The 2,897-nt window shown below is 61.5% G+C and carries 5 protein-coding genes; 4 read left to right on the forward strand and 1 reads right to left on the reverse strand.

The window, feature by feature from the left end; translation table 11 throughout:
* A partial coding sequence (locus tag QZ186_RS11650) for a cobyric acid synthase (RefSeq protein ID WP_296417020.1) occupies nucleotides 1–1,004 on the reverse strand: 1,004 nt, incomplete at its 3' end.
* A gap of 109 nt (nucleotides 1,005–1,113) precedes the next feature.
* Between QZ186_RS11650 and QZ186_RS11655 the strand changes: the two genes are divergently transcribed.
* The 4 genes from QZ186_RS11655 to QZ186_RS11725 form a co-directional block, all read left to right on the forward strand.
* Nucleotides 1,114–1,308, forward strand: a complete 195-nt coding sequence (locus QZ186_RS11655; protein WP_296417015.1) for a hypothetical protein — start codon at nucleotides 1,114–1,116, stop codon at nucleotides 1,306–1,308.
* A gap of 14 nt (nucleotides 1,309–1,322) precedes the next feature.
* Nucleotides 1,323–1,691 carry a type II toxin-antitoxin system death-on-curing family toxin gene (locus QZ186_RS11660; RefSeq protein WP_296417017.1) on the forward strand — a complete coding sequence of 123 codons (369 nt, stop codon included), beginning with the start codon at nucleotides 1,323–1,325 and terminating at the stop codon, nucleotides 1,689–1,691.
* A gap of 591 nt (nucleotides 1,692–2,282) precedes the next feature.
* Nucleotides 2,283–2,633, forward strand: coding sequence for a nucleotidyltransferase domain-containing protein (locus tag QZ186_RS11665; protein ID WP_247477289.1), 351 nt, complete (start codon nucleotides 2,283–2,285; stop codon nucleotides 2,631–2,633).
* The coding region (locus tag QZ186_RS11725; RefSeq protein WP_367268121.1) for a HEPN domain-containing protein at nucleotides 2,620–2,897 on the forward strand (278 nt) is incomplete at its 3' end. The genes QZ186_RS11665 and QZ186_RS11725, both read left to right, overlap by 14 nt.

The raw sequence follows: 2,897 nt of genomic DNA on the forward strand, positions 1-2,897 counted from the left end.
AGCAGTTGCATGCCGCCGCAGATGCCCAGCACGGCTCCCCCCTGGGAGGCATAGGTCGAGAGTTGCTCCCCCAGGCCACTGGCCCGCAGGGCCGCCAGGTCCCGCAGGGTTTGTTTGCTGCCGGGCACCACCACGGCATCAGGGCGCCCCAGCTCCTGGCCCGGAGCGATCCAGTTGAGCTGCACGGTGGGCTCGGCCTCGAGGGGATCGAGATCGGAGAAGTTGCTCAGGGAGGGCAGCTTGAGCACAGCGATCTCCAGCTCGGCACCCCGTTTGCGCCCGCGGCGCTCCAGCAGATCGAGGGAGTCCTCCGGCGGGAAGAGTTCATCCAGCCAGGGCATGACTCCGAGCACGGGGATGCCGGTGTTGGCCTCGAGCCAGCGGCGGCCCTCATCAAAGAGTTCGCGGCGCCCGCGGAAGCGGTTGATCAGTAGACCCCGAATCAGCGGACGCTCGACCGGCCGCAGTAGCGCCAGGGTGCCGACCAACTGGGCAAAGACGCCGCCCCGCTCGATGTCGGCCACCAGCAGGCAGTTGGCCCGCAGGTACTGGGCCAGGCGCAGGTTGGTCAGGTCCCGCGGTTGCAGGTTGACCTCGACCGGACTGCCGGCCCCCTCCAGCACCAGGCGCCCGCCGGGGTGGCTGGCCTTGAGGTCGCTGAGTCCCTGGCGAATGGCGGCCCAGCCGGGGCGAAACCAATCGCGGTAGTAGTGCTCGGCGCGGCAGCTGCCGACCGACTGCCCCAGGTGGATGACCTCACTGGTGCTGTCCCCCTGGGGCTTGAGCAGTACGGGGTTCATGGCACAGGCGGGCTCCAGTCCAGCCGCCCAGGACTGCAGGGCCTGGGAGTAGGCCATCTCGCCGCCGGCCTGATCCACCCAGGCGTTGTTGCTCATGTTCTGCCCCTTGAAGGGCAGGGGCGTCTCCCCCCGGCGCCGCAGCACCCGGCAGAGGGCGGCCGTCATCAGGGACTTGCCGGCACCGCTGCTGGTGCCCAGCACCATCAAGGGGGTGGGGTTGAAGGCGGGCAAAGAGCGGTAGAGCTATGGCCGCAACCTAAAACTGACTAGGTGGTGCCAAGATCAACCGTAGTAGTACAGCGAGAGCCAAGGGATGACGTTGGCTATTGAACTGTCTGATCAGCAGGCCAAGGCGCTGGCCGCTGCCGCTGAACAGTTGCACGTCAGCGAAGCAGAGCTGGCTGCTGCTGTGGTGCGCGATTTCGTCTCTGAGCCAGCTTCTGACTTTGCGGCTGCCTCTCAGCTTGTGCTTGCCAAAAACAAAGAGCTGTATCGCCGTTTGGCTTGATGCGTTGGTTGACCTTGGCTGAGGTCCTGGCTCTTCACCGCCAATTGATTGAGCAGAGTGGTGGTTCGGAGGGTCTCCGGGATCTGGGCCTTCTCGAATCCGCTCTGGCTCAGCCGTGGCAGAGCTTCGCCGGCGAGGATTTGTACCCAGGTTTTTGGGACAAGGTTGCCTGTCTGGGCTTCTCTTTGATTCAGAACCATCCTTTCGTTGATGGCAATAAACGCATTGGCCATGCAGCGATGGAGGTCGTGATGGTTCTCAATGGGTTCCAACTCGTTGTGGATGTGGACGAGGCGGAGAGGCTGGTTTTGTCTGTTGCGGAGGGAGCTGTGGATCGCTCAGCGTTGTCGCAATGGCTCGTGAAGCATCAGGCTCCAGTTTGATGCTCAGATCTTTTGAAAGGTCACTAAGCCCGTATTGACCAACTGAATCAAGCCAGCGCAGCGTTCAGTTGGAGTCGGCTTGAGGGGGTGTCTGCGAGCTCAAATCTGATGGTTGCGATAAGGCGTCGAATCTCGCGTTGACGTGTCTCAACCAGGCGGTCTCTTGCTCGATCTCGAAGACGGGACGCCAGTTCAGCATCGCCAAACAGCGCCGCCAGAGCGGCAGTGTGGAGAGATACTCCGATCTGCTCATCCAGCGGAAGGGCTGAGACGTGGAAGAGGGCTCCATGGCCGTAGTTCGTGAGGAAGGAGATGGCGATCAACAGGCCACCGGCAGACAGGGTGGCTATGGCTTTCTGATCTAGAAGAGTGGGTGGTTTCATCACGCTAACGGGGCTCTCTGGCTCCGTTGCTTGATGCTCTCCGCGATCGCTAGTCGGCGGCATCCGTGAACTCACGGAAGGACGGTCTTAGACCACAACCGTCGCGACCGAGGCATGGGCCCTCGGGCGAGGGGCTGCCTCTTCTTGCAGAACCACGATGAGGTTTGAGGTCGGCACTAGCCTGACGAGAGCTCAGCGCAACGCAGCGGTGGCCGCTTCCGGTTTTTCTAAAGAGGCCTGGTCGGTGACGGAGGAGAAAGTCCTCGAAGCCGTCGACCGTCTTGTGAAGGCAGCAGCGCCTTTACGCCTGATTGCCTTTGGATCTGCATCCAAGGGAGAGCTGAGCTCTGCCAATGACCTGGATCTGCTCGTGGTTGAACCATCGGTGCAGAGTCGCTACGCAGAAACGGTGCGCCTCCAGAGAGCCCTGAGAGGAATTCTGATGTCCGTCGATGTTGTGGTGACGACGGCGGAGCACTTCCGTGAACGCTCTGCAATCCCGGGAACTGTTGAATTCACCGCACACCATCAGGGCAGGGTGCTGCATGACTCCCTCTGATCAGGGGCTTCTTCTTCTGCGTAAGGCAGCCCAAGACCTGGCTGTATTGGAAAAGTTGATCAACGATCCTGAGATCTCCGACGAGACCCTGGGGTATCACGCTCAACAAGCCGCAGAGAAATGCCTCAAGGCTCTGCTGGCTTCTCGCAAGCTGGACTATCCCCGGAGCCACAGCATCGGTCTTCTGCTTGACCTTCTTGAGGCACAGGGTTTGTCCTGCCCCAGGAGTTCCAAGAGCTGGAACTGTTCACACCTTTTGGCACG

Source organism: Vulcanococcus sp. DEBay_Sum29NL08_54 (genome assembly GCF_017859255.1).
Classification (GTDB): domain Bacteria; phylum Cyanobacteriota; class Cyanobacteriia; order PCC-6307; family Cyanobiaceae; genus Vulcanococcus.

What these genes read in the sequence shown, in the direction of transcription:
- QZ186_RS11655 (WP_296417015.1), top strand. Translation starts at nt 1,114, where the DNA reads ATGACGTTGGCTATTGAACTGTCTGATCAGCAGGCCAAGGCGCTGGCC.